The organism is Nocardiopsis sp. CNZ308 (genome assembly GCF_004217075.1).
Genome location: NZ_SHKJ01000001.1, coordinates 862,015 through 886,774, shown reverse-complemented (window position 1 = coordinate 886,774; position 24,760 = coordinate 862,015). Strand labels below are relative to the sequence as shown.

General features: G+C 73.0%; 22 protein-coding genes. 10 read left to right on the top strand and 12 right to left on the bottom strand.

The genetic code is table 11. The features are described from left to right. Positions 1 to 121 precede the first annotated feature (121 nt). Together EV372_RS03740 and EV372_RS03735 are read right to left on the bottom strand one after the other, a co-directional pair. Entirely contained in the window at positions 122 to 946 is an 825-nt protein-coding gene (locus EV372_RS03740; RefSeq protein ID WP_130394858.1) for an IclR family transcriptional regulator, read from the bottom strand. Positions 947 to 1,056: 110 nt separating this feature from the next. Beyond that, entirely contained in the window at positions 1,057 to 2,667 is a 1,611-nt protein-coding gene (locus EV372_RS03735; RefSeq protein WP_165435957.1) for a long-chain-fatty-acid--CoA ligase, read from the bottom strand. Between the two features lie 227 nt (positions 2,668 to 2,894). Between EV372_RS03735 and EV372_RS03730 the strand changes: the two genes are divergently transcribed. From EV372_RS03730 to EV372_RS03715, 4 genes are all read left to right on the top strand, one after another. Beyond that, positions 2,895 to 3,767, top strand: coding sequence for an isocitrate lyase/PEP mutase family protein (locus tag EV372_RS03730; RefSeq protein ID WP_130394856.1), 873 nt, complete (start codon positions 2,895 to 2,897; stop codon positions 3,765 to 3,767). 2 nt (positions 3,768 to 3,769) lie between these two features. Then, on the top strand, positions 3,770 to 5,038 hold the full coding sequence (locus EV372_RS03725) for a 3-isopropylmalate dehydratase large subunit (protein ID WP_253797500.1): 1,269 nt from the start codon (positions 3,770 to 3,772) through the stop codon (positions 5,036 to 5,038). After that, complete coding sequence (locus EV372_RS03720) at positions 5,035 to 5,568, top strand: LeuD/DmdB family oxidoreductase small subunit (RefSeq protein WP_130394855.1); 534 nt, start codon at positions 5,035 to 5,037, stop codon at positions 5,566 to 5,568. The genes EV372_RS03725 and EV372_RS03720 overlap by 4 nt, the downstream gene beginning before the upstream one ends. A gap of 142 nt (positions 5,569 to 5,710) precedes the next feature. Beyond that, complete coding sequence (locus EV372_RS03715) at positions 5,711 to 7,045, top strand: MFS transporter (protein WP_253794725.1); 1,335 nt, start codon at positions 5,711 to 5,713, stop codon at positions 7,043 to 7,045. A gap of 191 nt (positions 7,046 to 7,236) precedes the next feature. Here the strand turns inward: EV372_RS03715 and EV372_RS03710 are convergent, their stop codons facing one another. Together EV372_RS03710 and EV372_RS03705 are read right to left on the bottom strand one after the other, a co-directional pair. Further along, on the bottom strand, positions 7,237 to 7,872 hold the full coding sequence (locus tag EV372_RS03710) for a TetR/AcrR family transcriptional regulator (RefSeq protein ID WP_130394854.1): 636 nt from the start codon (positions 7,870 to 7,872) through the stop codon (positions 7,237 to 7,239). A 198-nt stretch (positions 7,873 to 8,070) separates the two neighbouring features. Further along, complete coding sequence (locus EV372_RS03705) at positions 8,071 to 8,613, bottom strand: zinc ribbon domain-containing protein (RefSeq protein ID WP_130394853.1); 543 nt, start codon at positions 8,611 to 8,613, stop codon at positions 8,071 to 8,073. A gap of 237 nt (positions 8,614 to 8,850) precedes the next feature. Between EV372_RS03705 and EV372_RS03700 the strand changes: the two genes are divergently transcribed. The 4 genes from EV372_RS03700 to EV372_RS03685 all read left to right on the top strand — a co-directional run bounded on the left by EV372_RS03700 (position 8,851) and on the right by EV372_RS03685 (position 11,869). Beyond that, positions 8,851 to 9,615 (top strand): SDR family NAD(P)-dependent oxidoreductase, encoded by a 765-nt coding sequence (locus EV372_RS03700; protein ID WP_130394852.1) that lies wholly within the window; start codon positions 8,851 to 8,853, stop codon positions 9,613 to 9,615. A 150-nt stretch (positions 9,616 to 9,765) separates the two neighbouring features. After that, complete coding sequence (locus EV372_RS03695; protein ID WP_130394851.1) at positions 9,766 to 10,986, top strand: cytochrome P450; 1,221 nt, start codon at positions 9,766 to 9,768, stop codon at positions 10,984 to 10,986. After that, on the top strand, positions 10,980 to 11,672 hold the full coding sequence (locus EV372_RS03690) for a TetR/AcrR family transcriptional regulator (protein ID WP_130394850.1): 693 nt from the start codon (positions 10,980 to 10,982) through the stop codon (positions 11,670 to 11,672). Before EV372_RS03695 ends, EV372_RS03690 begins: the two co-directional genes overlap by 7 nt. Beyond that, positions 11,669 to 11,869 (top strand): ferredoxin, encoded by a 201-nt coding sequence (locus EV372_RS03685; protein ID WP_130394849.1) that lies wholly within the window; start codon positions 11,669 to 11,671, stop codon positions 11,867 to 11,869. Before EV372_RS03690 ends, EV372_RS03685 begins: the two co-directional genes overlap by 4 nt. A 138-nt stretch (positions 11,870 to 12,007) precedes the next feature. On the opposite strand, the gene EV372_RS03680 is transcribed toward EV372_RS03685, so the two are convergent. Together EV372_RS03680 and EV372_RS03675 are read right to left on the bottom strand one after the other, a co-directional pair. Next, positions 12,008 to 13,507: a SulP family inorganic anion transporter gene (locus EV372_RS03680; RefSeq protein WP_130394848.1), complete on the bottom strand. Its 1,500-nt coding sequence runs from the start codon at positions 13,505 to 13,507 to the stop codon at positions 12,008 to 12,010. A gap of 546 nt (positions 13,508 to 14,053) precedes the next feature. Continuing rightward, on the bottom strand, positions 14,054 to 14,461 hold the full coding sequence (locus EV372_RS03675; protein ID WP_019611193.1) for a MerR family transcriptional regulator: 408 nt from the start codon (positions 14,459 to 14,461) through the stop codon (positions 14,054 to 14,056). Between the two features lie 207 nt (positions 14,462 to 14,668). On the opposite strand from EV372_RS03675, the gene EV372_RS03670 reads away from it, so the two are divergent. Further along, a complete protein-coding gene (locus EV372_RS03670; protein WP_130394847.1) occupies positions 14,669 to 15,748 on the top strand; it encodes an RNA ligase (ATP) in 1,080 nt (359 codons plus the stop codon). A gap of 207 nt (positions 15,749 to 15,955) precedes the next feature. On the opposite strand, the gene EV372_RS03665 is transcribed toward EV372_RS03670, so the two are convergent. Beyond that, on the bottom strand, positions 15,956 to 16,696 hold the full coding sequence (locus EV372_RS03665; protein ID WP_130394846.1) for a class I SAM-dependent DNA methyltransferase: 741 nt from the start codon (positions 16,694 to 16,696) through the stop codon (positions 15,956 to 15,958). A gap of 529 nt (positions 16,697 to 17,225) precedes the next feature. On the opposite strand from EV372_RS03665, the gene argG reads away from it, so the two are divergent. Then, on the top strand, positions 17,226 to 18,674 hold the full coding sequence (argG, locus tag EV372_RS03660; protein WP_013154492.1) for an argininosuccinate synthase: 1,449 nt from the start codon (positions 17,226 to 17,228) through the stop codon (positions 18,672 to 18,674). A 284-nt stretch (positions 18,675 to 18,958) separates the two neighbouring features. Here argG and EV372_RS03655 read toward each other — a convergent pair whose 3' ends face one another. From EV372_RS03655 to EV372_RS03635, 5 genes are all read right to left on the bottom strand, one after another. Then, on the bottom strand, positions 18,959 to 19,594 hold the full coding sequence (locus tag EV372_RS03655; RefSeq protein ID WP_130394845.1) for a histidine phosphatase family protein: 636 nt from the start codon (positions 19,592 to 19,594) through the stop codon (positions 18,959 to 18,961). Next, the gene (locus tag EV372_RS03650; RefSeq protein ID WP_486484093.1) at positions 19,591 to 20,703 is read right to left on the bottom strand and encodes an ABC transporter ATP-binding protein; all 1,113 of its coding nucleotides are present in this window, start codon (positions 20,701 to 20,703) and stop codon (positions 19,591 to 19,593) included. The genes EV372_RS03655 and EV372_RS03650 overlap by 4 nt, the downstream gene beginning before the upstream one ends. Positions 20,704 to 20,741: 38 nt before the next feature. Beyond that, complete coding sequence (locus EV372_RS03645; protein ID WP_130394843.1) at positions 20,742 to 22,520, bottom strand: ABC transporter permease; 1,779 nt, start codon at positions 22,518 to 22,520, stop codon at positions 20,742 to 20,744. Between the two features lie 33 nt (positions 22,521 to 22,553). Then, positions 22,554 to 23,720 carry a type 2 periplasmic-binding domain-containing protein gene (locus EV372_RS03640; RefSeq protein WP_130394842.1) on the bottom strand — a complete coding sequence of 389 codons (1,167 nt, stop codon included), beginning with the start codon at positions 23,718 to 23,720 and terminating at the stop codon, positions 22,554 to 22,556. A gap of 83 nt (positions 23,721 to 23,803) precedes the next feature. Then, on the bottom strand, positions 23,804 to 24,637 hold the full coding sequence (locus tag EV372_RS03635) for a MurR/RpiR family transcriptional regulator (RefSeq protein WP_486484092.1): 834 nt from the start codon (positions 24,635 to 24,637) through the stop codon (positions 23,804 to 23,806). Between the last annotated feature and the right edge of the window lie 123 nt (positions 24,638 to 24,760).

Here is a 24,760-nt window from a genome sequence, read left to right as displayed (position 1 = left end):
GGGGGCGGGGGCACGGGTGCGGGAGGAGACGCCGACCGGGGGCGGCCCCGGCGGGAGGACCCGCCCCGGCGCAAGCCGGGGCGGGCGGATCGGCGGGAGGCGGCGGCCAGGCCGCCGCCTCCTACCGGACGGGGGGCCCGGCCTCCGGCGGGCCGCTCCGGGGCCGGGCGCCCAACTGGACCGACAGCTCGGCCGCCGCCTCGCGGACGGCCGCGATGAGGCCGACCAGGCCCGACCCCCGGAAGTGCGTCGCGGGGCCGCCCAGGCTCACCGTGGCGGCGAGCCCCCCGGAGGAGTCGAAGACGGGGGCGGCCACGGCGCCCACGTCGTCCAGGAAGTCCTCGTCGCTGACGGTGTAGCCCTCGGACGCGATCCGTTCCAGGTGCGTGCGCAGGGAGTGCCCGTCGGTCAGGGTGTGCGCGGTGAAGCTCCGCAGCGGCCGGGCCAGCCACCGTTCCCGCAGGTCGGCGGAGAAGGCCAGCATCGTCATCGGCCCCGCCGCGGCGTGGAAGGGCAGCACGCTGCCGACGGCGATCTTCTTGATCGTCAGCGGCCCCGAGCCCTCGACGAGGTCGATGCAGACCGCGCCGTCCTCCGAGGGCACCATCAGGTAGGCCGTGTGGCCCGTGCGCGCGGCCAGGCCGCGCAGCAGGGGAGCGGCCTCGTCGCGAAGGTTGAGTTCGGCGAGCGCGGTCGATCCGACGGCGAACAGCCGCATGTTGACCTTGTAGGCGCCGTCCGCGCGCTGGCTGACCCAGCCGACCTGGACCAGCGTGGCCAGCAGGCGATGCACCGTGGTCTTGTTCAGGCCGGTCTCCTCGGCCAGCTCGCCCAGGGTGAGCGCGTGCCGCTCGTGGGTGAAGCACTCCAGGAGCCGACAGGCGCGGAGCACCGAGTTGACCACGCCCTTGGGTCCCACGGCCGGTTCACCGTCGATCGTCGCCACCGAAGGGGACCTCCTCGCACGTTCGGCCGTCGGTGTCAGGGTAGCGGCCGGACCGCGTGCCTTCCGACGCCGTGGACCCGGCTCCGGCGGGCGCGGCGCCGCCGTCCGGTTCAGCTCTCACTGCCGTACACCGCGCGCATCCGCTTCTTGTCGAACTTGCCCACGCTGGTCTTGGGGACCTCCTCCACCATCACGAACCGGTCGGGGAGCTGCCAGCGCGCGAACCCCTCCCCCAGGAAGCCGCGCAGCTCGTCCGCGGCGATCTCTCCGCCGTCCGTGCTGGACAGGACCGCGACGGGCCGCTCGCCCCAGGTCGGGTCGGGGACCGCGATGACGGCCGCCTCCCTCACCCGCGGGTGGGCGGCCAGCCTGTTCTCCAGGTCGACCGAGGAGATCCACTCCCCGCCGGACTTGACCATGTCCTTGGCGCGGTCGACCAGGGTCACGTACCCCCGCGCGTCGACGGTGACCATGTCCCCGGTGCGCAGCCAGCGGCGCCCGTCGGGGGAGGAGTCGAAGGAGGCGCCGTCGTCCTGCTCGGGGGCGTGGTAGTGGTCCACGACGAAGGGGCCGCTGATCTCCAGCTCCCCCACGGAGGAGCCGTCCCTGGGGACCTCCCCTCCGGCGGCCGTCGACCGGACCGCCAGGCCGGGCAGGGGGCGGCCCTGCGTGCGGCGGGCCGCCGCGCGCGCCGCCTCGTCGGGGACGCACGGTTCCACGGCGACCAGACCGACCGGTGAGCACTCGGTCATGCCCCAGGCGTGGACGGGGCGGACCCCGAGGCCGGTGAGCGCGTCGAGCAGGTTCTCGGAGGCGGAGGAGCCGCCGATGACGACCCGGTCCAGGGTCGCCAGCGCGTCGGCGGGCACCCGGCCCTCCTCCACCGCCCGGACCAGGGAGGACCACACGGTGGGCACCCCGGCGGCGAACGTCGCCCCGGCGTCGCGCACGAAGCCCGCGAGGCTGAGCGGGTCCAGGTGGCGGCCGGGCAGGGCCAGACCGGCGCCCGACACCAGGGCCGCGTAGGGCAGGTTCCACGAGTTCGCGTGGAACATCGGCACGACCGGCAGGACCACGTCGTGGTGGCCGATGGCGAACGCGTCGGTCGTGCACAGGGTGAGCGCGTGCAGGTAGACCGACCGGTGGCTGTAGACCACCGCCTTGGGGCGTCCGGTGGTGCCCGACGTGTAACACACGCCCGCCGCCTCGTTCTCGTCGCGGGGGCGCCACCAGCTCCGCTGGTCGGGGGCCGCGGGGAGTTCCAGTCGGCGCACGCGCGCTCCGCCCTGGGAGGAGGGGAGTTCGGGGGCCTCGCCCATGACGAGGACGTGCTCGACGGTGTCGGGGAGGTCGACGGCGGACCAGGCCTCCCACAGGGACCCGTCCACGAGCACCGCGCGGTCCCCGGCGTGCCCGAGCGTGTAGGCGATCTCGTCGGCGCTGAGGCGGACGTTCACGGTGTGCATGACCATGCCCGAGCCGGGGATCGCGACGTAGGCGCGCAGGTGGTCCAGGGTGTTCCAGGCGTAGGTGGCCACCCGGTCGCCGGGCCGGAGCCCGAGGCCGGTCAGGATCCGCGCGAGTCCGCGGGCCCCGGCGAACAGCCCGGCGTAGTCGAGCGTGCGGACGCCGTCCGCCTCCCGGCCGGTGATCCCGCGGTCGGCGAAGGTCGTCTCGGCCCGGTCGAAGACCTGGTGCAGTCCCAGCGGTTCGGTCTGCATCACGGAGATCATCGCGGTTCACTCTCCCGTTCTGTGCGAAACGTGTTCCGTGTGGTGTGGACACGGGGCCACCCGTGCACGGACCGCCCGGTCGGTATGTTGGCGTTCCAGCACGTAGACCCGTCGAGTGTCGGCTGAGTTACGTAACGAAGTGATCCTTGACACAGGATCATACGCCTCCTTAGCCTCCTTTTGAAACGCGTTCCGCTATACGAAAGGCAGGCGGTATGGAATCCCAGCGACTACGGGAGCTGATGGACGCGGGAGTGGTCTACGCGCCGGGGGTCTGGGACGGGCTCACCGCGCGCCTGGCCGAACAGGCCGGGTTCCCGGCCCTGTGCGCCTCGGGCTTCGCCGTCTCCGCCTCCCTCGGCTACCCGGACGCCGAGCTGTACACGATGACGGAGAACCTCGACGCGACCCGCCGGATCCGCGAGGCGAGCGGCCTTCCGCTGATCGCCGACATCGACACCGGGTACGGCAACGCCGTCAACGCCGCGCGGGCGGGCCGCCGTTTCCGCGACGCCGGGGTCGCCGCGGTCTTCATGGAGGACCAGGAGTCGCCCAAGCGCTGTCCCCTCTGCGTCGGCGACCCGGTGCCCCTGGTCCCGACGCAGGAGGGGGCGGGGAAGGTACGCGCGGTCAAGGACGCCGTCGGCGACGACGTCCTCGTCATCGCGCGCACCGACGCCGCGGGCGACGACGCGCTGCGCCGCGCCGAGGCCTACGTCGGCGCCGGGGCCGACATGATCATGCCGGTCACCAGGACCTTCTCCACCGTCGACGAGTGGGCGAGGTGCCGGGAGGCGGCGGGGGTCCCCCTCGTCGCCACGCTCACCGCGTCCACCTGGACCGAGCGCGAGTTCACCCCCCGGGTACTGGAGGAGGTCGGGGTAGCGCTCGCGCTCCTGCCCACCCAGGTGCTGATGGCGGCGACGGGGGCCATGCGCCGGGCCCTGGGCAGGCTGGCCGGGGGAGAGCCCCCCGCCCAGGTGAGCGCCGACGCGCTCCAGCACCACGAGTTCGTCGACCTGATCGGGTTCGCCGAGGTCGAGGCCGCGCAGCGGGACTACCTGCCCGCCGCGCAGGGGGGCGAGTGAGCATGGGCCTGACCATCACCGAGAAGATCCTCGGCCGGGCCGCCGGGGGAGCCACGGTCCGCGCCCGCGACAACCGCGCGTTCCGGCCCGACCACATGATCGCCTACGACTTCCCCGGCTACACCGACGTGATGTTCCGCCAGATGCACGACGACTTCGGCATCACGGAACTGGCCGACCCCGAGCGCTACCTGGTCTTCATCGACCACATGCTCACGCGGGGCAGTGCCAAGGAGGCGGAGGTCCACCAGGTCACCCGCGACTGGTGCGACTTCTACGGGATCACCCTGCACGAGGCCGAGGGGATCGGCCACCAGGTCGCCGCCGAACTCGGCTACGCCCTCCCGGGCCGGTTCCTCATCCACTTCGACGGCCACATCAGCGGCCTGGGGGCCTTCGGGGCGCTCGGGTGGGGGGTGCGGCGCGACCTCCTGGAGGCGTGGGTCACCGGTCAGATCTTCCTGGACGTGCCGGAGTCGGTGCGCTTCGAGCTCACCGGGGCCTTCCCCGAGGGCGTGGACAACCGCGACCTCATCCACGCCATCATCGCCCGGCTCGGCGCCGACGGCTGCGCCCACCAGGTCATGGAGTTCACCGGCCCCGGAGCGCGCTCGATGAGCATCGACCGCAGGCAGGGCCTGTGCGGGATGGCGATGTTCACCGGCGCGGTGTCGGCGATCTTCAACCCGGACGAACTCTCGCTGGAGTACGCCCGCACGGTGTCCGACACCGTTCCCGAGCCGCTGTACAGCGACCCCGACGCGGTCTACGCCGGTGTGCACGAGATCGACCTCTCGGAGCTGGAGCCGCAGGTCGTGCTGCCCGGGTCGGCCAGGGGCCAGAACACGCGGGGGGTCTCGGAGCTGGAGGGCACCCCCGTCACCAAGGCGTTCATCGGCTCCTGCGCCAGCGGGAGGCTGGAGGACATCCGGGCCGCCGCCGGGGTGCTGCGGGGCCGTAAAGTGGCCGACGGCGTGCAGCTCAACGTCGTCCCGACCTCGGCGGCGATCCACCGCCAGGCCGAGGCGGAGGGACTGCTGGACGTGCTGCGCGACGCCGGAGCGGCCGTGGCCGAGTCCAGCTGCGACTTCTGCTTCGGTTACCAGAAACCCCTGGAGGCCGGGGAGAACTGCGTGTCCACGGGCGTGCTCAACATCTCCGGGCGCATGGGCAGCACCGACGCCAACATCTACATGGGCTCCGCCTACACCGTCGCCGCCAGCGCCGTGACCGGGCGGATCTGCGACGTGCGGGAGGTGACCGGGCCATGAGTCCGCTTCCGCCGCCCGACGTCATCAGGGGACGCGTCGCCTGGATCTTCGGGGACGACTTCGACGTCGACCTCATCATCGGCGTGGAGAACATCAAGTACTACGACCCCGACGTGCTGCGGAGCGTGTGCATGCGGCACCACGACCCCGCGTTCGTCGACGAGGTGCGCCCCGGCGACGTCGTCGTCGGGGGCCGCAACTTCGGCTACGGGCACCCGCACTACCCCCCGCTCGTCGCGCTGCGCAACCTGGGGGTGACGGCCGTGATCGCCGAGTCCTTCTCACCCGGCTTCTGGCGCGGGGAGACCTACAACGGCATGCCGCTGCTGACCGTCCCGGGCATCACCCGCGCCGTCCGGCGGTGGGACCGCGTCGAGGTCGACTGGCGGCGCCCGTCCGTACGCCTGCCCGACCGGGACGCGGAGCTGACCGGAAACCCGCTCACCGAGCGCGTGGTCAAGGTCATCGAGGCGGGAGGGAGCCTGAACCTGCTCCTGTCCGAGCACCGCTCGACACACACCGCGGGCTGACCGGCCAGGTCAGGACCGCCGCACCGACACGCGGGAGCGCCGGACCGGCGTCCCGTCCCGCCGCCCCGGCCCACGGGGAGGCGCCCTTCCCCGTGGACCCCTGACGGGTGCCCACGTCCCGTCCTCACCAGGAGGCATCGCCTTGTCCTCTCCAGACAGCGCCGGGAGCTCCCCGGCACCGACCCCCGTCGGCGCACCCGTGCGCGACCGGCGCACCGCCTTGCGAGCCGCGGTCGCCGGCGGGGTGGGGACCCTGATCGAGTACTACGCGTTCAGCGTCTACGGTTTCCTGACCGTCGTCATCGCCCCGCTGTTCTTCCCCAGTTCCAACCCCGCCACCTCGGTGCTGGCCACCCTCGCCGTGTTCGGGTCCGGCTACCTCATGCGGCCGCTCGGCGGGATCTTCTTCGGCCGCCTCGGCGACCGGACCGGACGCAAGGTCGCGCTGGTCTCCACGGTCGTCAGCATGGGCGTGTGCTGCGCCCTGATGGGCATGCTGCCCACCTACCCGCAGGCCGGGATCATCGCCCCGATCCTGCTGGTGGTCGTGCGCATGGCCGAGGGCTTCTCCGCCGGAGGCGAGGTGGGCGGCTCGGCCACCTACATCGCGGAGTCCTCCCCGGCCGGCATGCGCGGCTTCTTCGGCGCGTTCACCCCGACCGGCTCCACGCTCGGCTTCGCGGTCGCGGCCGCCGTGACCGGCGCGGTCGTCGGACTCCTCGCCCCCGAGCAGATGACGGCCTGGGGGTGGCGAATCCCGTTCCTGCTGTGCGTCCCGCTGACCCTGCTGTGCCTGTGGGCGCGGCTGAAGCTGGAGGACACCCCCGACTTCAGGGAGATGGAGACCAAGGCGGAGGTGGCCCGCAGCCCCTTCACCGACGTGCTGCGGCGCAACCCGGGCGCCGTCCTCAAGGTCGTCGGCCTGGCCATCGCCACCAACGGCACGGGGTACGTCGGGCTGACCTACATGAACGTGTACCTGATCAACGACCTGGGCCACGACTCCCAGGACGTGTACTGGCTCTCGGCCGCCGTGATCGCCGCGGCCTGCGCGTGCATGCCGTTCCTGGGCCTGCTCGCCGACCGCTTCGGACGCCTGAGGGTGCTCACCGCGGGGTGCGTCGGGTACGTCCTCCTGGCCTACCCCATCCTGCTCGTCATGTCGCAGGCCTCGGGGCTGCTGGTCATCGGGCTGATGTACCTGGTGTTCATGGTCCTCAACGCGACGCTCCAGGTCCCGGCGTTCCCGCTGTTCACCGAACTCTTCCCGAGGGCCGTGCGCTACACCGGGGTCGCCCTGGGCTTCAACATCGGCACCATCGTCGCCGGCGGGACCGCCCCCTACATCGCGGCCCAGCTGGTCGCCTCGACGGGCGACCCGGTGTCCCCGGCGTACTGGGTGATGGGGGTGGCGGTGGTCGGCCTGGTCACGGCGTTCACGGTCCGCTCCACCCGCGACGGGGAGCTCCCGGCCTGATCCCGGCTCCGGCCCTGCGCCCGCCGGGCCGGAGCCCCCAGCGCCGCCCCGTCCGGTCGCGGGCCCCCGCGCACGGCGGCCGGAGGACGAGACGGTTCCGCGGCACCCGCGGGCCCCCGCGTATGGGGCCGCCTTCGCGGTCCAGCGCTCCCCCGTGCGCGGGCCCCGCGCACGGGGCGGCCGGAGGGGACTCAGTCCGGGGGCGCCTCCCCGCGCTCGTCCCCGCCGCCGTGCCCGAAGGCGGGCAGGCCGCGGGCCGCGGTGGTCAGCGCGGTGCGCAGCAGCGGCCCCACGCCCTCCGGCGGAAGGCCGCGCCCGTCGTTCCCCAGGCGCGCCCTCTCCTCGGCGGCCAGGCGCAGCGCCGAGTTGAGGGTGGCCGCCTGGACGCGGACGGGCAGGCTGTCGGCGGGCTCGCCGGTGCGGTCGGCGATGATCCCGGCGAAGACGGACTCGGCGGAGTGGTGGACCTCCAGCCACACCGCCATGAGCGCCGGTTCGGTACGGGTCATCCGGATGAGGTCTGCTACGGGCCCCTCCACGACCTGCGGCTCGCCGTCGAAGAACCGCTCCCGCTCCAGGTACTCCAGGAGGGGGACCCCGGGAGGGCAGGCGCGCAGGCGTTCGGCCATGTGCTCCAGGCCCGTCGTCAGCAGCGGCCGGACGCAGCTCTCCTTGCTGGGGAAGTAGCGCCACAGCGTCCTGGTGGAGATGCCGAGCGCGTGCGCGATGTCGTCGCCCGTGGTGCCCGACACCCCGTTCTCGGTGAACAGCCGCACGGCCGCGCGCGCGATCTCCGTGCGCACGATCTCCCTGCGCCGCTCGGTCATGGGCGGGCGGCCCCGCCCCGAGGGTGCGCGGGGCGTCTTCGCGGACGGTGGTCCCGGCACGACCGTCCCCCCTCCCGTGTGCGCGCTGCCTGGGCGGATCCACTCTAGTCAGCTTCTCGGTCCCGAAGGGATCGAGCGTGTGGTCGGACCACCCCGCTGGATGCGGAGGAGCCCACCGCGTCTGACCCGACCACTCCGCTAGGGGTGGTCGGGCGGGACGTGTGACTTCCGCCCCGCGTTCCGCACCACACGACCGCGAGCGGCGATGTCGGCGGAAGCATTGCGGTCCGTGTGTGCAACGACACCGCAGCCCCGGCAGAGGAAGGTGGCCTGATCGACCCGGTTCCTGTGGTCCACGTGGCCACACCCAGCGCACGTCTGTGAGGTGTACGCCGCATCGACGAAGACCACCGGCACCCCCGTGCGGCGCGCCTTGCAGACGATGAACTGATCCAGGTGGTGGAAGGACCAGGTGCGCAGCGTGACCCGTTGGGGCCTGCGTTGCCGTACCCGGATGCGTATCCCCGTCAAATCCTCGGGGGAGATACCGCGCCCGGTGCGTTCGGCCTCGGCCACGATGCGCTTCGAGATCTGGTGATTGGTGTTGCCCTGCTCGTGGGCCGCCTTCGCCACCCAGGCGGCGTGGTCGTTGAGTGCGCCCAGGGTCGAGGCCAGCACCGCCGCCTGCTCGGGCGACGGCGTGGGCTTGACCCACGCGACGATCTTCGACACGCCCACCATCGTGCGCCCGGCCAGTGACAGAACGCAGCCAAGGCAGTCCGATGTGTCCCCTGTTGCTAACAGGTCGGTGTGGTCTACGCGGCGGTTCCTCCTGGGGCTGAGGCCCTGGGGTTCATCGCCAGGGCAAGGTCGACGTCCGGACCAGGCACGACAATATTTGTCCTTGAGTGACAAAAAGTCCTACAGTGACAATAGCGGCCGCCGTGGCCGCCACCAGCGGCAACGAGAGGGCTTCCCATGACCGGCCTGGGCCTGAAGGACAAGAACGTCATCGTCACCGGAGGCGGCTCCGGCATCGGCCGCGCGAGCGCGCTGCGCTTCGCTGAGGAGGGCGCCAGGGTCCTCATCGCCGACCTCAACGCCGACACCGCGCGGGAGGCGGCCGAGGAGATCCGCGCGGCCGGGGGCACCGCCGAGACCGTGGTCGGCGACCTCAGCGGCCAGGAGGTCGTGGACCGGGTCGTCGCCACGGCCGTCGAACGCCTCGGCGGCGTCGACGTCCTGGTCAACAACGCCGGGATCATGGACGACATGTCCGCCACCGCCGACGTCACCGACGCGGTCTGGGAGCGGCTCCTGCGGGTGAACCTGACCGCGCCCTTCCTGCTCACCCGCGCCGTCCTGCCCCTGATGGCGGAGCGGGGCCGGGGGTCGGTCGTCTTCACGGCCTCGGAGGCCTCCCTGCGCGGCAGCGCCGCCGGGGCCGCCTACACCGCCTCCAAGCACGGCGTGGTCGGCCTGGTCAAGTCCACCGCGGTCATGTACCGCGACAAGGGGATCAGGGTCAACGCCGTCGCCCCGGGCGGCACGGCCACCTCGATCACCGTCGACGCCGCCTCCGCGCCCCACGGCCCGACCACCCTCGGCGCCTTCATGTCCAACATGGGACGCGTGGCCCGGGCCGAGGAACTGGCCGCCGCCGTCGTCTTCCTGGCCTCCGACGCGGCGAGCAGCATCAGCGGCGCGGTGCTGCCGGTGGACAACGGCTGGTCGGCCGTCTGAGGAGGCGGCCGCGCGCGGATCCGGCCCCTGGTCCGCGACGTCGGCCGCACCGACGCGTACGCCCCGCTTCCTAAGTCAGTCGCTTGACTCAACGGCGCGGCGGACGTTCACTGTACGTGTACGCACCGCTGACGCAGAGGAGTGAGGGCTGTGGCTGCCGACGGGACCGAACGGCTGACGGACTACCCCTTCCCCGGCCCGGAGGCGCTGGAGCCGCCCGCCGAGTGGGCCGACCTGAGGCGGCGGTGCCCCGTCGCCGGGGTACGGCTGCCCAGCGGCGACCGGGCGGAGGTGGTCACCCGCTACGAGGACGTCAGGCGGGTGCTCTCCGACCCGCGCTTCACCCGGCGGCTCGACGCCGAGGACGCGGCCCGGGTCTCGGCCAGCGCGACGGGCGGCGTGTTCAACAGCGACCTGGCGGCGGCGGTCCCCGACAGCGGGGAGGAGCACCGGCAGTGGCGGCGGCTGGTCGGCAAGTGGTTCACCGCCAGGCGCATGAACGCGCTGCGGCCCGGGATCGAGGCCATGGCCGACCGGCTCGTCGACGGCATGGTGGAACGCGGCCACCCGGCCGACCTCAGGGCGGACCTGGCCTTCCCCCTGCCGGTGTGGGTCATCTGCGACATGCTCGGCGTGCCCGACTCCGACCGCGACCGCTTCTCCCACTGGTCGGACGCGCTGCTCAACCTCACCCGCTACACCCAGGAGGAGATGGACCGGGCCCAGGCCGAGTTCCTCGCGTACATGGGCGGCCACGTCGAGGCCAAGCGGGCGGAGCCGCGCGAGGACCTGATCAGCTCCCTGATCACCGAGACCGCCGAGGCCGGGTACGACCTGCCCACCTCCGCGCTGGTCGCCACCAGCATGGGCCTGCTGGTCGCCGGGCACGAGACCACCGCCAACATGATCGGCAAGATGGTGGCGATGCTGCTGGACGACCGGAGCCGCTGGGAGAGGCTGCTGGCCGACCGGACGCTGGTGCGCTCCGCCGTGGAGGAGGCGCTGCGCTTCGACGCCAACTCCGGGCTCGGCCTGCCGCGCTACATCACCGAGGAGACCGAGATCGGCGGCGCCACCGTTCCGGCCGGGACCACCGTCATGTGCAGCATGGGCGCCGCCAACCGGGACGAGAGCGCGTTCGAGAACGCGGACGAGATGGACCTGGGGCGCGTGCCCAACCCGCACCTGGGCTTCGGCGCCGGGGCGCACTCGTGCCTGGGCCAGGCGCTGGCCCGCACCGAACTCCAGGCCGTGCTCGACGTGCTGCTGCGCAGACTCCCCGCGCTGGAGCTGGCCGTCCCCGCGGCGGAGCTGCGGCGACTCGACGGCCTGGTCGTGGGCGGACTGCGCGAGGTCCCGGTCCGGTGGTGACCGTGCCGCGGACGCGGACCGAACGGGCCGGCGCCACCCGGGAGCTGATCCTGTCCACCGCCGAGCGCCTGTTCGCCGAACACGGCCTGTTCGCGGTGTCCAACCGCGGCATCGGCGCGGCCGCCGGTCAGGGCAACAACACCGCGGTCGGCTACCACTTCGGGACCAGGGCCGACCTCGTGCGCGCGATCGTGCGCACGCACACCGACCGTCTCGAACCGCTGTGGGCGCGGGCGGTCGAGGAGGCGGGCGACCCGGCCGGGACGGGCGACTGGATCGCCTGCCTGGTCCGGCCGGTGACCCGGCACCTCGCGGACCTGGGCGTCCCGAGCTGGTTCGCCCGCTTCTCCGCGCAGGTCACGACCGACCCGGGCCTGCGCGTGATCATGACCGAGGAGACGCTGACCTCGCCCCCGCTCGGGCGGATCCTCCTCGGCCTGCGCGCCAGCCTGCCCGACCTGCCGCCGCGGGTGCGCGCCGAACGCGAGGACATGACCCGCCACCTGATCGTGCACACGTGCGCCGAACGCGAGCGCGCGCTCGCCGAGGAGACGGCGACGCCCCGGTGCAGCTGGGAGGACACGGCGACCGGACTGGTGGACGCGCTCACGGGGATCTGGCTCGCCCCCGCGACCCCGGCCGAGGGGCACGACCACGCCGCGACGACGAAGGAGGAGCGACCATGAGGGTGACCGTCGACCAGGACTGGTGCTGTGGCGCCGGTCAGTGCGTGCTGCTCGCCCCGCAGGTGTTCGACCAGCGGGAGGAGGACGGCATCGTCGAACTGCTCACCGAACGGCCGCCGGAGAACCTGTACCCGGCCGTGCGCGAGGCGGGGCAGGTGTGTCCCACCGGAGCGATCCACGTGGACGAGGAGGCCTGACCGCGCCGGGCGGGGGGAGTGCGCGTCCCGCGACCGGCCGTACCCGTCCCGCCCGGCCGTGCCGCGGTCGGGGGACGGCCCGAGGAAACACGGGGGCGGCCCGCCGCGGTTCCGGCGGGCCGCCCCCGGCGCCCCGGGTCAGTGGCCGCCGGTGAGGGTTCCGGACAGCTCCCGGTGCAGGTGCGCGCTGGGCCCGTTGAGGCCCGTGATCTCCACCCGAACCCCGTGCCTGCGGAAGTGCTCGGTGACCTGGTCCAGGGCGGCCACGGCCGAGGAGTCCCACACGTGCGCGTTGGACATGTCGATGACCGCGCGCCCGAGCCCCTCCTCGGCGTAGTCGAACCGGTTGACCAGCTCGCCGGTGGAGGCGAAGAACACCTCGCCGTTGACCGAGTACACGCGGGTGCCGCCCTCGGGGTCGAGCACGCTGGTGACGTCGGCCTGCATGGCGGCCCGGCGGGCGAAGAGCACCATGGACACCACGACCCCGACGATCACGCCCAGGGCCAGGTTGTGGGTGGCCACGACCACGGCGACGGTGATGACCATGACCAGGGTCTCGGTCCAGGGCATCCGCCTCAGGGTGGCCGGGGCGACGCTGTGCCAGTCGAAGGTCACGACGGCCACGAAGAACATCACCGCGACCAGCGCCGCGACCGGGATCATGCCCACCAGATCGCCCAGGGCCACGCACAGGATGATCAGGAACACGCCGGCCAGGAAGGTCGAGACGCGGGTGCGGGCCCCGGACTTGACGTTGATCATGGTCTGGCCGATCATCGCGCACCCGGCCATGCCGCCGAAGAACCCGACCAGCACGTTGGCGATGCCCTGTCCGCGGGCCTCGCGGCCGTGGTTCGAGGCGGTCTCGGTCTGGTCGTCGACGACCTTGGCGGTCATCAGCGACTCCATCAGCCCCACCAGGGCCAGGGTCAGCGAGTAGGGGGCGATCAGGACCAGCGTGTCCAGCGTGTAGGGCACGTCCGGGATCAGCGGCACGGGCAGGGTGTCGGGCAGTTCGCCCATGTCCCCGACCGTCTGCGCCGGGATGCCCAGGGCCAGCGCCGCCACGGTGAGCACGACGATGGCCACCAGCGGCGCGGGGACCGCCTTGGTCAGGCGGGGCAGGCCGAAGACGATGACCAGGCCCACGGCCACCATGGCGTAGACCGGCACGCCCACGCCCTCCAGGTAGGGCAGCTGGGCCGTGAAGATGAGGATGGCCAGGGCGTTGATGAACCCGGTCATGACGCTGGGCGGCACGAACCGCATCAGCCTGGCCACTCCGAGCAGGCCCAGGGCGACCTGGATGAGCCCCGCCAGGATGGTGGCGGCGATCAGGTGGTCGACGCCGTGCTCCATCGACAGCGGCGCCGCGACCAGGGCCATCGCTCCGGTGGCGGCGGAGATCATCGCGGGCCGCCCGCCCAGGAAGGCGATGGACACGGCCATCACGAAGGAGGCGTACAGGCCCACGCGGGGGTCGACCCCGGCGATGAGGGAGAAGGCGATGGCCTCGGGGATCAGGGCCAGGGCGACGACCAGTCCGGCCAGCACGTCGGCGCGCAGCTGCGCGGCGGCGGGGATCCGGGCCTTGAGGGACCTGGGGGTCTTCACGGGCAGTTTCATGGCACCCATCGGGTTTCGGGCAGCCCACAACGAGGACCGCGGTGTCGGGTCGGGCGTTCGTGCGCGGCGCGGACGCGCGCCGGGTGAGGCGGGGTGCGCTGGTGCGCACGGGGATCCGGGGAGATGTCGGTGACGCCCCGGTGCGGCTTCGTCGCCGCGGGCCCGGTCGTGCCCCTGGGCCGGGCCGGGAAGAGGGTGCGGTGGTCCTCCGCTCGTGCGCGGGTGACGACCCGGAGAAACTCTACTCTTACGTGAGAGTCTGATTCGCTCTCCGCGGCTGAGACAACCCTCACACGACGGAAGGGTGCGGCTGTTCCTCCAGGCAGGGGTGTGCGCCCCACTGGCGGCGGCGCCCCGTGGCCATCGGCGCGGCGCGGGGCGGCGGCGGTCGGGGCCGTGTCCGTGGTCCGCGTCTCGCGGGAGCGGTTTCGGCCTGCGGGTGGCGGGGGCGCGGTTTCCGTCCCGGAGCGGTGCCGGCGTGCGGTGACCCGCGACGCGGGGGCCGGGGGAGCGGGTTCCCGTCCCGGGGCGCTGGCGGCTCGGTTCCGGCGGGCGCTAGGCGGTGGCGTTGTCGCGGGCGCGCTGCTCGCGCAGCCGCTCGGCGAACTCCTCGGCCATCGCCAACTGGTCGCGCAGGGCCTGGCAGCGGGCGACGATGGCCGCCTCGAAGGCGTCGAGCCTCTCGCTCAGGGCCCGCCGCTCCTCGGGGCCGGTCTCGGCCGAACCCAGCCGGTCGACGGCCTCCAGCAGCTCGCGGGTCTCCTCCAGGCTGAACTCCAGCGGCTTCATCCGCTTGATGAGGTTCAGGCGGTCCACGTCCGTCTCGGTGTAGAGCCGGAAGCCGCCGCGGGAGCGCGCGGAGGGCTCGACCAGGCCGACCTCGCCGTAGTAGCGGATCGTGCGCAGGGACAGGCCGGTCCGCTCGGCGACCTCGCCGATCTGCATGTGCTGCGCCCCGGACATCGCGGCACCCCCTCTCGTCCACCCGACTCTAACGTCGGTTCCGGCGGGGCGCGGCCCGCCGTCGGGAGCGGTGCCCTTCCGCGGAGCCGGACCCCCGCCGAGCGCGCCCCCTCCGTAAAGCCGTTGTCGGCCCGCGGGGCGCTCGGACATAGTGGACCGACCCCCGAGGCACGGTCCGAACGCGCCTCCCCACACGGAGGAACCACCATGTCCACCCTTCGGGTCACCGCCGAGCGGCTGACGATCCACCCGCACCCCAACGCGGACGCGCTGGAGCTGGCGCAGGTCGGGTTGTTCCGCGCGGTCGTGGCCAAGGGGGCCTACCGCACCGGCGACTGGGCCGTCTACATCCCCGAGAGCGCACTGCTGCCCGAGGACCTCATCGGCGAACTCGGCCTGACGGGCAGGCTCGCGGGCTCCCGGAGCAACCGGGTCAAGGCCGTCCGGTTGCGCGGGGAGCTGTCGCAGGGCATCGTCTGCCGCCCGAAGCTGCTGGCCGACCGCGACCTGGCGGCGGAACACCGTGACGGCGCCGACTTCGCCGGGGAACTGGGCATCACCAAGTGGGTGCCCCCGGTCCCGGTGCACATGGGCGGCGACCTGGTCGACGCGCCCGACCTGCTGCGCTGGATCGAGGTGGAGAACGCCAAGCGCTACCCCGACGCGTTCGAGCCGGGGGAGCCGGTCGTGGCCACGGAGAAGATCCACGGCACGGCCTGCCTGTTCACCCTGGTCGCCGCGACGGGGGAGGAGCTCGCCTCGTCCAAGGGCCACGGGTCCCGGAGCCAGGCGCTGGCGTTCGCGGAGAAGAACCTGTACTGGCGGGCGCTGACCGCCCACGGGGTGCCCGAGGCCGCGCGCGGGCTGGCGGAGAGGTTCGGCGCCGCCCGGGTGGGCGTGTTCGGTGAGGTGTTCGGCGCGGGAGTGCAGGACCTGGCCTACGGCGAGACCGGCCGCGGCGAGCAGCCCGGTTACGCGGTCTTCGACGTCTCCCTGGACGTGGACGGCGTCCTGAGCTGGATCGACGCCGCCGACCTGCCCGAGGTGCTGGAGTCGGTCGGGCTGCCCTCGGTGCCTCTGCTCCACGACGGCCCCTACGACGAGGCGGCGCTGCTCGCGCTGGCGCAGGGGGAGGAGACCTGGAGCGGCGGCGGCCTGCACCTGCGTGAGGGGGTCGTGGTCCGGCCCCGGCGCGAGCGCTACTCACCGGTCCTGGGCGGGCGCGCGATCGCCAAGTTCGTCTCCGACGCCTACCTCACCCGCAGGGGCGGCACGGAGTACGAGTAGGCCCGCCGGGCGCACCGGACCTCCCGGTGCGCCCGCGCGCCCGCCGCACGCGCCCACGGCCGGGCGGACGCCGGGAGCGGCCGGCGCGGCACTGCGACCGGCGCGCCCGCTTCCGGCCGGGACGGGCCTGGTTCGACGGGATCCGGGGGCCGTCGTCTCCGCTTCCACGCCCGGGCGCGGCCGGGGAGGCCCGACCGCGCCCCGGGTTCAGCCGACGGGCTTCTGCCAGACCGAGACGTGCTGGCGGCTGGCGCTGGTGAAGGGCTCCCGTGTCCACCCGTCCCACCGGTCGCGCGGGCGCATCCCGGCGAGCCGCGCCATCAGGTCGAGTTCGGCGGGCCACACGTACCGGAAGGGGACCGACCGGTACGTGCCGCGCCCGTCGGCGACCGTGACGTGGTGCGAGCTCATCGCCTGCGTGGCGACGTCGTAGACGTCGAACCCCAGCCGGTTCGAACCCACGTGGAACGGCACGGCGTCCTGGCCCTCCGGCAGTCTGCGCAGGTCGGGGACGCCGACCTCGACGACGAAGTGGCCCCCGGGTTCGAGGTGGTCGGCGGCGTTGCGGAAACAGGCCACCTGCTCGTCCTGCGTGGTCAGGTTCATGATGGTGTTGAAGACCAGGTAGGCGACGGAGAACGTGCCCTCCACCCGGGTGGTCGCGAAGTCGCCGACCGTCACCCCGACCGCGTCGCCGCCGGGTTTGGCCCGGAGCCGTTCGACCATCGCCTCGGACAGGTCGATGCCGTGCACCGCGACCCCGCGGCGGGCCAGCGGCAGCGCGACGCGTCCCGTCCCGATCCCCAGTTCCAGGGCCCGGCCGCCACCGGCCAGTTCCTCCAGGAGGTCGACGGCCGGATCCAGGACGGCGGGCTCGAACATCTCCGCCGAGGACTCGTCGTAGGCCGCCGCGACGCTCTCCGCGAAGTGGTTCTCCTGTGCGCTCATCCCGGAACGCTAACCCGCGGTCCTCCCGGGGCGCACGCGGTTTTCCCCGGCGCCCGGGCCGCCGTGTGCGGCCTTGGAGGGCGTCCGGGGCGCCCTCCGGGGCGCCTGGTGCCGGCCACGGAGGAAGGTCCGGTCGCGGTCCGGCGGGTGTCCGGCGCGACCGCCCGGGAGCGTCCGGCGCGTCGCGGGTCGGGCGGCCCCGTTCCCGGGCAGGGTGGGGGCCGGATGTTCTGCTTCGATCTCAGGTGGACGGTGGTCCCGCTCCCGGGCAGGGCGGGGAATCGGGCACCGGAGCCGGTCCGCTCCGTGCCGCCGAGGTCTCCCCTGCGGCCCCGCCGCCTTGCGCGGCTCGGAACCCCGCACGCCCGCGGCCCGGTGCCACCGGCCCCGCCACCCGGCGCGGCCCCCGCAGCGGTCCTCCGTACGTCCGCGGCCCCGGCTCCCCGCACGGCAGGTCAGGGATCTATCCCACACCGACATGCGGCTTCCCAGATTGCATGCTCATTCATAAGGGCGCATACTTATTTCCATGTCCAAGGTACTCACTTCCCTCCCCGTCGGCGAGCGCGTCGGTATCGCCTTCTCCGGTGGCCTCGACACCTCGGTGGCGGTCGCGTGGATGCGCGACAAGGGCGCCGTCCCGTACGCCTACACCGCCGACATCGGCCAGTACGACGAACCCGACATCGCCTCGGTCCCCGGCCGCGCCACCGCCTACGGCGCCGAGGGCGCCCGCCTGGTGGACGGCCGGGAGGCGCTGGTGGAGGAGGGTTTCGCGGCGCTGGCCTGCGGAGCCTTCCACATCCGCTCCGGCGGCCGCACCTACTTCAACACCACCCCCCTCGGGCGGGCCGTCACGGGCACCCTGCTGGTGCGCGCGATGCTTGAGGACGGCGTGCAGATCTGGGGCGACGGGTCCACCTTCAAGGGCAACGACATCGAGCGGTTCTACCGCTACGGCCTGCTCGCCAACCCCTCCCTGCGGATCTACAAGCCGTGGCTGGACGCCGACTTCGTCAACGAGCTCGGCGGCCGCAAGGAGATGTCGGAGTGGCTGCTGGCCCACGGCCTGCCCTACCGGGACAGCACCGAGAAGGCCTACTCCACCGACGCCAACATCTGGGGCGCCACGCACGAGGCCAAGGCGCTCGAACACCTCGACACCGGCATCGAGATCGTCGAGCCCATCATGGGCGTGCGGTTCTGGGACCCCGAGGTCGAGATCACCCCCGAGGACGTCACGATCGGCTTCGAGCAGGGCCGCCCGGTGACCGTCAACGGCAAGACGTTCGCCACCGCCGTGGACCTGGTCAACGAGGTCAACGCCATCGGCGGCCGACACGGCCTGGGCATGTCGGACCAGATCGAGAACCGCGTCATCGAGGCCAAGAGCCGAGGCATCTACGAGGCCCCGGGCATGGCGCTGCTGCACGCGGCCTACGAGCGGCTGGTCAACGCGGTCCACAACGAGGACACCCTCGCCAGCTACCACAACGACGGCCGACGGCTCGGCAGGCTGCTCTACGAGGGCCGCTGGCTGGAGCCCCAGGCGCTGATGCTGCGCGAGGCCCTCCAGCGCTGGGTGGGCACGGCGGTCACCGGCGAGGTGACCCTGCGGCTGCGGCGCGGCGAGGACTACTCCCTCATGGACACCACCGGGGCGGCGTTCAGCTACCACCCGGACAAGCTGTCCATGGAGCGGACCGAGGACTCCGCGTTCGGCCCGGTCGACCGCATCGGTCAGCTGACCATGCGCAACCTCGACATCGCCGACTCCCGCGCCAAGCTGGAGGAGTACTCCAGGGTCGGCATGGTCGGCACCTCGCACCCGACCTCGATCGGCGCCGCCCAGGCGGCCTCGACCGGGCTGATCGGCGCGATGCCCGAGGGCGGCGCCGAGGCGATCGCCTCCCGAGGCCAGGCCCCCGAGAGCGACGACCTGCTCGACCACGCCGCCATGGAGTCCGGCAACGACTGAGGCCCGGACCCGGTCCGCGCCCCGGCGCGCGGGTGCCGGTCGGGCCCCGACCCGGAACTGATCCGGGCCTCCGGTCCGCGCACCGGTGCGCAGGGGCCGCCGGACCGATCCGTCGCCGGGGCGGGAGCGCCGCACGAGCGTTCCCGCCCCGGCGGCGACCGGCCCTTCCGAGCCGAGGGCCCGGACGGAAGCCGACACGGGCAGCGAATCCGGTTCCGGGCACCGGGCCCGGCCGGTCCCGCAGGGCAGCGGCGCCGTGGGTCCGGCTCCGCTGCCCCGGCCCGTCAGTCCGGCGGGTCCAGCGGCGACATCGCCGGGGAGTAGTTGAACAGCCGGAGCCTGGCCGCGCCCGGTTCGGCGAGGGACGCCGCCCCGGGGTCGACGTCCAGGATGCTCAGACTGGCCGGGTGGCTGGGCACCGTGCGCGCCGGGTCGAGCCCGACTGCGGCCAGGAGGAAGGCCCGCACCGGCCCTCCGTGGGTGACGGCCAGAAGCGTCCCGTGGCCGTCGGCGTGCGCCCGGCGGGCGGCGGCGCCGATCCCCTCGACCACCCGGTCGGTGAGTTCGCCGAAGCTCTCCGCGCCCGGGGGGTGGAACCGCCCCGCGCGCCACGCGGCGTACACACCGCCGTCCTCCTCCTTGATCTGCGCCGAGTACCGCCCCTCCCACCCGCCCAGGTAGGCCTCGTTGAGCCGGGGGTCGCGCGCGTGCGGGCTGACCCCGAGGACCTCGGCGGTCTCCCGCGTGCGGCACAGCGCGGAGGTGACGACGTAGCCGGGGTCCAGGTAGCGGACCGTCTCCGCCAGCGCGGCGACCTGGCGGCGTCCGGCCTCCGACAGCCCGATGTCCTGCTGCCCCTGGAGGCGGCGCTCTCCGTTCCACTCGGTCTCGCCGTGGCGGACCAGGACCAGCCGCGTCATCGGGCCTCCCCGGTGTCCAGGCGGTCGCCCGCGGCGTCGAAGTAGGCGTCCGGCGCCTCGGGCAGCCGCAGACCGGCCGTGTCCCCGGGCCGCAGGTCGACCGGCGTGTCCCGGGAGACGTTCACCCGGGTTCCGTCGGCGAGGTCCACGCCCACGACCCACCTGTCGGCCATCGGCACCTGGTCGGCGAAGGTCGCCTCCAGGCACCCGGGCGCGGACGCGTCGCGGTCGATCCCGAGCGAACCCGCCCGGTACATCGCCCGGACGATCCCGTCGGGGACCGACGCCGGAGCCGCGCCGAGGTCGGCGCCCGGGGCCGACAGCCGACCGCCCCCGGCCCGGCACTCGATGATGTTGGCCGGGGGAGTGCCGACGAACGTCGCGGCGAACGCGGTGCGCGGCGACTCCAGCAGCTCCCGCGGTGTGCCGAACTGCTCGATCCGGCCGTCCTTCATGAGCGCGATGTGCGTGGCCATCGTCATCGCCTCCACCTGGTCGTGCGTGACGTAGACGCTCGTGGCGCCGGTCGACCGGTGCACGCGCATCAGCTCTCCCCGGGTGTCCACCCGCAGTTTCGCGTCGAGGTTGGACAGCGGTTCGTCGAAGAGCAGCACCTTGGGCTGCGGGGCGATCATGCGGGCGATCGCCACCCGCTGCTGCTGGCCGCCGCTGATCTCCCCCGGGTAGCGGTCGGCCAGGTCCTCGATCGCCAGCATCGCCAGCACCTGCTCGCTGCGGGCCCGCCGGTCGGCCTTGGACCACCTGGCCACGGTCAGCGGCCAGGCGATGTTCTGGCGCACGGTCTTGTGCGGCCACAGCGCGTAGGACTGGAAGACCAGCCCGGCCTCGCGCTCGGCGGGCGGCACGATCTCGGTCCCGTCACCGCGGGCGATGACGCGGTCGCCGAACCGGATCTCGCCCCCGGTGGGGTTCTCCAGTCCGGCGAGCATCCGCAGGGTCGTCGTCTTCCCGCAGCCGGACGGGCCGAGCAGCACGAGGAAGGAGCCCGCCGGGACGTCGATCGAGACGCCGTCCACGGCCGCGGTGTCACCGAAGTCCTTGCGCAGGTCGGTGATGGTCAGGGAGGCCGAGGAGGTTTCGGAGCGCATGTCGGTCCTTTCGGCCTGCCGGGCGCGCGGCGTTGGGGTCATGATGGGGAGTTCCAGGGTTGGGCGGCGCCCTCGAAGCGCCGCGCGATGACGGTTGCCGCGACCGAGATCACCGCGATGACCACGGTGACCGCGTTGGCCAACTGGGTGAAGTTCTCCGAGGAGTACTGGTAGGTGAGCACGGCCAGCACCGGCATCGCCGGGGTCGCCAGCAGCACGACCAGGGACAGGTCGCGCACCATCTGGACGAACACCAGCACCCCGCCGGTGAACAGGCCGCGGGCGGTCAGCGGCGCGATGACCGCGCCGATCCTGCGCATCAGCCCGGCCCCCGCCATCACCGCGGACTCCTCGACGTCCCTGGACACCTGGCTCAGGGCCGAGGTGCCCGACCGGACGGAGAACGGGATCGTCGCCGCGATCCCGGCCAGCACGAGGATCGCGAACGTCCCGTACAGGCTCGGGAGGGGGCCGATGGGCGCCCCGAACTGCGCGATGAAGGCCGCGCCCAGCGCGATGCCGGGGATGAGGAAGGGCACGAACGAGGTGACGCTCATGGTCCCCACCAGCCACCTCGGGCCGTTGGAGCGGGTGATGACGTAGGAGATGAGCAGCCCGAGCACACCGGCGCCGACCGCCACGCACACCCCGAGCAGGACGGTGTTCCAGGTGGCCTCCAGGATCTGCGGGTTGTTCAGGACGCCCCGCTGCCCCTGGGCGAGCGCCGGGTCCGAGCCGCCGATCCAGTAGTGCAGGGTCAGCCCGGAGGCGAAGTCGTTCGTGCGCACGGTCAGCGAGCTCAGGACGAGCACGAGGCCGGGCACGACCGTGGTGCACGTGACCAGCAGCCAGGCGATCCCGGCCACCGGCCATCCCCAGGGGCCCAGGTCCACGCCCCGGCGGCGGCCGCCCTTGCCGGTGATCGTCGCGAAGCTGCGCCTGCCCCCGGTGATGCGCGTCGAGGCGTACATGATCATCGCGGCGACGATGATGAGCACGATCGAGAGCACGTACCCGCGTGCGACGTCACCGGTGGAGATCGCCCCGTACAGCCGGGTGGAGAGCGTGTGGAACCGCACCGGCAGGCCGAGCAGGGCCGGTGAGACGAAGTTGGAGACCCCCTCGGCGAAGGCGAGCAGCGCGCCGGAGACCATCGCCGGGGCCACGACCGGCAGGGCGATGTCCCGGGCCACCCGCAGCGTGGAGGCCCCGGTCATCTCGGCGGCCTCCATGAGGTCGCCGTTGACGCTGGCCAGCGCCGCGGCGACGAGCAGGAACGACAGCGAGAAGTAGTGGGCCGTCAGGGTCGCGGCGATCGGCACGGGTCCCCAGGCCAGCCAGTCCGGGACGTCCAGGCCCAGGTTCATCAGGATCCCGGTGGACCCGCCGATCAGGTCGTTGCGAAAGACCGACTCCCACGCCAGCGCCAGGGCGAAGCTCGGCAGGGCGAACGGGATCGTCGCCAGCAGCCCCAGGGTTTTGCGCCCCGGGACGCGGGTCATCACGACCACCCAGGCGAGGAACCCGCCCACCACCGTCGAGCAGACGGCGGTGGCGGTCCCCATGAGGATCGAGTTGCCCATCGGCCTCCACAGGAGGTTCTCCGACATCGGGCTGGCGAACACGTCCGCCCACGCCTCGCGGTTGCTGCCCTGGAGGGTCGTGTTGACCAGTCCGCTGAGCGGCGCCACCACGAGGACGAACAGTACGAGCAGGGTGCCGGCTCCCAGCACCACGGCGGGCTGCCTCAGTGCCGTGCGCGCACGGGCCACCGTGGTGCCGACCGCGGCGCGGCGGGGGGCGGGTGCCGTCGTCATGGCGTCCTTTCGCTGACGGGGGAGTCGGGGGTTCTACAGGGTCAGGAGGAAGTCGGCCACGTCGTCGCGGACCTGGGCGGTCTCCCCGGGGTCGATGTCCCAGGCGCCCAGTTCGTCCAGGGGCGCGGCGTCCTCGGGCATCTCCACGTCCGTGCGGACCGGGTAGTCGCCGGGGACGTAGAAGGGCTCGTATCCGGGACCGCCGGTCGCGGAGCCGTCGCCCATGAGGAAGTCGGCGACCAGGCGCGCGGCGGCCGGGCTGTCGGAGCCCCGCACCATGCCGATGTAGGCCGGGAAGGTGATGCCCAGCGACGGCGCGGTCCCCAGGGAGGCCTGGAGCGCCCAGCCCTCCTCTCCGTTGTCCCGGCGGTCGGAGTAGGAGGTGATGCCGACCGGCGGGTCCTCCTGTCCGGTCGTTCCCACGGCCGCGTTGACGTTGTCGGTGTCGTCGACCAGGACCAGGCCGTTGGCGTAGAGGTCCTTGATGAACTGCTGCCCGGCGTTCTCCACGCCCTCGTCGAGTTCGACCTCGGACCCGAAGTGCTCCTGGTGGGCCCGCGCCATCTCGTCGGAGCGCCGGACGATCTCCGCCATGAGGTCGAGGTAGTCGCCGCGCACGCTCGGGTCGACCATGACGACCTTGCCGTTCCACTCCTCCTCGGTGAGCTGCCACAGGTTCTGGATCGGGCTGCCGTCGGGGTGGGCCTCCTCGTTGTACATGAGGATCTTGGTCGAGAGCCGGTTGGCCAGCAGCGGCTGCTGGTACTCCTCGGGCACGGTCCCGGCGACGCGCTGGGGGACGTAGTTCTGGAGGATGCCGCCCGAGACGAGCTCGGTGATGACCACCGGGGCGTCGGAGACGTAGGCGACGTCCGCCGACGGGGTTCCGGCCTGGGCCTCGGACTGGAGGCGGGTGATCTGCTCGGAGGAGGCGATGTCGTGGCCGATGAGGTCGATGCCCGGGTACTGCGCCTCGAAGGCCTCCTCGACGGAGGCGATGCGCGAGGTGAAGGAGTAGACGGTGACCTCCCCCTCCTCCCGGGCCAGTTCGACGAGCTCCTCGTGGGTGGCGTCGTCGAGTTCGTGGGGCTGGGCGGCCTCGCCGGCGTCGGTGGCCTCGGGGGTGCCGCCGCCGCAGGCGGCGAGCGTCACGGCGAGCGGGAGGGCGACGGAGGCGGAGAGCAGTCTCGAAGTGCGCATGGCAGGTCCTTTGCGTCGGTTTTCGCGCAGGCGGGAGCGGGGCCGGGGTGGTCCGGCCGTCGCGGGGGATGGGGAGACCGGCGTCAGTCGAACGCGTTGAGCAGGTCGTCCAGGCGGTCGAGGGCGGGCAGGATGGTCTCGGGGTGCCGCTGGGCGACGGTGAGCACGACGGCGTTCGCGATCATCATCGGGACGCTCAGGGAGGAGAAGCCCTCCTGGTGTCCGCGCGGGGCCGAGAGCACGGTGGTCGGAGCCGGATCGAGGGTGTGCAGGGTGTCCGTGACCAGCACGGACCGGGCCCCGACCTCGGAGGCGTATGCGTACAGCTGTGTGAGGCCTCGCGGAGCGCGGCGGAACGCGAACGACACGACGACGTCGGAGTCCGACATCGCCAGGACGCGTTCGGCGACCTCGCGGCCGGGGCCGACGAGGTTGACCGGGCGCATCCCGAACCGCCGCAGTCGGCTGTCGAGGAGTTCGGCCAGGACCCCGGAGTTGCCGCGCGCGAAGAGGTAGACCGTCCTCGCGCCGACGAGGAGGTCGGCCACCTCGTCGATCTGGGCCTGGTCCACGTGCTTGCCGACCGCGGCGAGGGAGTCGAGCTCGGTGGCCAGGAGGATGTCCAGCACGCTGGCCCGGCCCTGGCCCCGGAGCTCGGCCCGGAACCGGTCGCCCGCGCCGTTGAGGCGTGCCTCGTGGGCCTCGCGCAGGTCCTCGCGCAGCTCCAGGTAGCCCTGGTAACCCAGCCGCTGGGCCAGCCGGGTGGCGGCGGCCGGGTGGACCCCCGCGCGCTGGGCCACCTCCCCGCCCCGCCACAGGGGGGCCTCGGCGGGGTTGGAGAGCAGTTCGTCGAGGAGGACCCGGTCCGACTTCGTCAGCCGGTCGCGGTACTCGCTCATGCGTTCCTGGAGGTTCACAGCGCCCACGATACAAGCAAGTTTTCTTGCGTATACTGCTTTACCTGCAATTTTATTTTCGGTTCATGGGGACTTCACCCTCTCCCCGGAAACCGGCCGGGTGTTCACCCGCGGATCGCCCGG

Bases quoted from the DNA above. Each gene is read 5' to 3' on its own strand.
- EV372_RS03650 (WP_486484093.1), bottom strand. From the start codon at position 20,703: ATGCGCTCCGAAACCTCCTCGGCCTCCCTGACCATCACCGACCTGCGC.
- EV372_RS03640 (WP_130394842.1), bottom strand. From the start codon at position 23,720: ATGCGCACTTCGAGACTGCTCTCCGCCTCCGTCGCCCTCCCGCTCGCC.
- EV372_RS03735 (WP_165435957.1), bottom strand. From the start codon at position 2,667: ATGCAGACCGAACCGCTGGGACTGCACCAGGTCTTCGACCGGGCCGAG.
- argG (WP_013154492.1), top strand. From the start codon at position 17,226: ATGTCCAAGGTACTCACTTCCCTCCCCGTCGGCGAGCGCGTCGGTATC.
- EV372_RS03645 (WP_130394843.1), bottom strand. From the start codon at position 22,520: ATGACGACGGCACCCGCCCCCCGCCGCGCCGCGGTCGGCACCACGGTG.
- EV372_RS03720 (WP_130394855.1), top strand. From the start codon at position 5,035: ATGAGTCCGCTTCCGCCGCCCGACGTCATCAGGGGACGCGTCGCCTGG.
- EV372_RS03725 (WP_253797500.1), top strand. From the start codon at position 3,770: ATGGGCCTGACCATCACCGAGAAGATCCTCGGCCGGGCCGCCGGGGGA.
- EV372_RS03665 (WP_130394846.1), bottom strand. From the start codon at position 16,696: ATGAGCGCACAGGAGAACCACTTCGCGGAGAGCGTCGCGGCGGCCTAC.
- EV372_RS03710 (WP_130394854.1), bottom strand. From the start codon at position 7,872: ATGACCGAGCGGCGCAGGGAGATCGTGCGCACGGAGATCGCGCGCGCG.
- EV372_RS03655 (WP_130394845.1), bottom strand. From the start codon at position 19,594: ATGACGCGGCTGGTCCTGGTCCGCCACGGCGAGACCGAGTGGAACGGA.
- EV372_RS03670 (WP_130394847.1), top strand. From the start codon at position 14,669: ATGTCCACCCTTCGGGTCACCGCCGAGCGGCTGACGATCCACCCGCAC.
- EV372_RS03675 (WP_019611193.1), bottom strand. From the start codon at position 14,461: ATGTCCGGGGCGCAGCACATGCAGATCGGCGAGGTCGCCGAGCGGACC.
- EV372_RS03680 (WP_130394848.1), bottom strand. From the start codon at position 13,507: ATGGGTGCCATGAAACTGCCCGTGAAGACCCCCAGGTCCCTCAAGGCC.
- EV372_RS03705 (WP_130394853.1), bottom strand. From the start codon at position 8,613: ATGGTGGGCGTGTCGAAGATCGTCGCGTGGGTCAAGCCCACGCCGTCG.
- EV372_RS03700 (WP_130394852.1), top strand. From the start codon at position 8,851: ATGACCGGCCTGGGCCTGAAGGACAAGAACGTCATCGTCACCGGAGGC.
- EV372_RS03685 (WP_130394849.1), top strand. From the start codon at position 11,669: ATGAGGGTGACCGTCGACCAGGACTGGTGCTGTGGCGCCGGTCAGTGC.
- EV372_RS03730 (WP_130394856.1), top strand. From the start codon at position 2,895: ATGGAATCCCAGCGACTACGGGAGCTGATGGACGCGGGAGTGGTCTAC.